Below are 2,783 nucleotides of genomic sequence, written 5' to 3'. Positions count from 1 at the left end.
GCGCTTAGTGCCGCTGTATGTGAGTTTTGCGCAGATGGCCGGCTACTTCAGCGCGGCACAGCTGTTGGTTCTGCCGTATGAGAAGGGCTGGACCAGTGGAGTCCGGGCTTCGGCGTTCGGATTCGGCAAGCCCGTCATTGCCACGCGAGTGGGCGGATTCGATGAAGTCGTTCAAGACGAGGTGACCGGCTTGCTGGTGCCTGCGAAGGATCCGGCCGCGCTGGCGCAGGCAATTGCGCGGCTTCTGATTGATGAGGAGCTATATGCGCGCATGGCGGAGAATGTGCAAGTGGCGGCTCGAAACATCTCATGGGAAGCGATCGCGCGGACCACTGAGGCACGCTATGAAGATGTGCTGGGAATAGGAGCGAACTGTGCAGTATCGCAGGCTCGGCAGCACTGACCTCATCCCATCCGTACTTGGCTTCGGGTGCTCGATGATCGCGTCGTTGGCGACACGGTACTCACGAGCCGAGGTGGAGGCGAGTCTTTGCGATGCCAGGGAGGCGGGTATTACGTTTTTCGATACGGCCGACGTCTATGGTCAGGGCGATAGTGAACGGCTGCTGGGGAAGCTGCTTCGAAGCCGAGGCGAAGGAATGATTCTCTGCACCAAGTCAGGGTTAACGGTCGGACCGATGGAAGGCGTGGTTCGACTCATCAAGCCGGCCGCCAATCTACTCCTGCGGCGCTGGCACGGCGCACGAGTCGCCACCACACGGGCACGACGCCGACAGGAGCGGCAGTGTTTTCACCCGGACTATCTTTCCGGAAGAATCGAAGGAAGCTTGCGTCGTCTCAACGTGAATCGGATCGATCTTTTTTTATTGCACAACCCTCCGGTTGATATGCCGCAACGCGATGCGGTGTTCGAGTTGCTGACACGTTTCAGGACGCAAGGCAAGTTGCGGCACTTTGGCGTGTCCTGCCGATCTTTGGAGGATGCCGCCCACTGGCTCGGACAGCCGGATGTCGCGTGTGTGCAGATCCCTCTCGACCGGAGCCGTATGGAGGCGGCCATCCCGGTGCTGGAGCGCGCACGCGCCCAGCAGGTGGGCGTGATCGCACGGGAGGTGCTTGCCCATGATGCGCTCGCCAAAGGATCCGTTTCCGATGCCTTGTATCCTCTCGTGCAGCGTGCCGAGATCGGCGTCGTGCTGGCGGGAATGAGTTGCCGTCGGCATGTGGGGGAGAATGTGCGCGCGATGGACGTCGCAATGAGGTCTAGCCATGTTGCTTGATGCACGATCGATCTCTGACGGAGAGACCCTAACGGCCGACCTGTGCATTGTCGGCGCGGGCGCCGCCGGGATCACATTGGCGATGGAATTGCTGGCGACCGGCCTGGACGTGATTGTACTGGAAGCCGGCGGTAAGTCGAAAGCCGGACCAAGTCAGAGCCTCTATCAGGGCGCGCTGAACGATCCGGTCCGTCACCTGCCGCTGGATCAAGCTCGTTACCGGCAACTCGGAGGCACCACATCTCTGTGGGGCGGCCGCTGCATTCCGTTCGATTCCCTAGACTTCGATCGGCGCGAGTGGGTCGCATATAGCGGTTGGCCGATCTCACAGAAAGAGATGGACGGCTATTACCGACGTGCCCATACCTATTGTGAATGCGGCGAGTACGACTACCGTGTGTCGACCGCCCTTCCCGGTGCCCCATCTTCGATGTTGCCAGGATTCGAGGACGGGGATGTGAATACGTCCTGCATTGAACGTTGGAGCCCACCGACGCAGTTCGGAACGGTGTATCGGCCGATCCTCACGCGTGCACCGAACCTGCGCGTCCTGCTGCATGCCCTGGCGGTTGAATTGCACGCCTCACCGGACGGCACGCGGATCGACTCGGTCGACGGGGCGACCTTCAGCGGTCGTCGCTTCACCGTTCGCGCCCGCACTATCGTGTTGGCCGGCGGCGGGTTGGAAACAACGCGATTGCTGCTGGCATCGCGGCGTGTACATCCAGAGGGGATCGGTAACCATTCAGATTGGTTGGGGCGCGGCTACATGTCGCATATTCACGGCGTGATTGCGAGCGCCACCCTGACGGCGGGACAGGACGTCATGTTCGGGTATGAAGCCGATCCGCAGGGGGTGTTTTGCCGGCGGCGCATCGGCTTCTCGGAACAGGCTCAGCGCCGGCACCGCCTCTTGAACCTGTACATGTTGTTGGATCGGCCCTTGGTGGGAGATCCGGACCACGGCAATGCGGTCCTTTCCGCGGCGTTCTTGCTCAAACGCTTGCTGGGGGGGAGGCAGCAGGAGCAATTAGGGAAGGGGAAGTATGCCCTCTATTGGCGGCATATCAAGAATATTCTGGCGGGATCGCCCCAGGCGTTGTCGGTGCTCCCGAAGTTCGGTCGAAAGCGGCTGCTTCAACGGCGGCGGATACCTTCCTTGCTGATGCGGTCACGTTCAAATACGTATTACCTCTATTTTCAGAGCGAACAGGTGCCCCATCGAGACAACCGCGTGACGTTGGATGATGCGTGTGACGAACTCGGCATGCCGCGGCTGCGGCTTCATTTTCAAGTCACGGAGCAGGACCGGAAAAGCGTGCAACGGGCGCATGAGCTCATCGATCAGGAGTTGCGCCGACAGAACTGCGGCTACCTGACCTATTTGGGTGACGATGTGTCGCAATTGATGGACGACGTGAAGGCGGTGCTGGGCCATCACATCGGAACCACGCGGATGTCCGCCGATCCTTCGCAAGGCGTGGTGGACGAGCAGTGTCGAGTGCATGGAGTAGCCAATCTGTTTGTCGCCAGCAGTTCGGT

General features: G+C 60.6%; 3 protein-coding genes. All 3 read left to right on the top strand.

The features are described from left to right. Positions 1-403, top strand: a 403-nt coding sequence (locus tag IT540_RS12525) for a glycosyltransferase family 4 protein (protein ID WP_291178163.1), incomplete at its 5' end; no start/stop codon positions are given. Further along, positions 375-1,241 carry an aldo/keto reductase gene (locus IT540_RS12520; RefSeq protein ID WP_291178161.1) on the top strand — a complete coding sequence of 289 codons (867 nt, stop codon included), beginning with the start codon at positions 375-377 and terminating at the stop codon, positions 1,239-1,241. The genes IT540_RS12525 and IT540_RS12520, both read left to right, overlap by 29 nt. Then, positions 1,231-2,783 (top strand): GMC family oxidoreductase (locus IT540_RS12515; protein WP_291178159.1); only part of this gene is annotated, 1,553 nt, incomplete at its 3' end. The genes IT540_RS12520 and IT540_RS12515, both read left to right, overlap by 11 nt.

Source organism: Hyphomicrobium sp. (assembly GCF_020852195.1).
Lineage (GTDB): Bacteria > Pseudomonadota > Alphaproteobacteria > Rhizobiales > Hyphomicrobiaceae > Hyphomicrobium_C.
The sequence above is the reverse complement of the archived record's forward strand: the minus strand, read 5'-3'. Positions and strand labels throughout refer to the sequence as shown.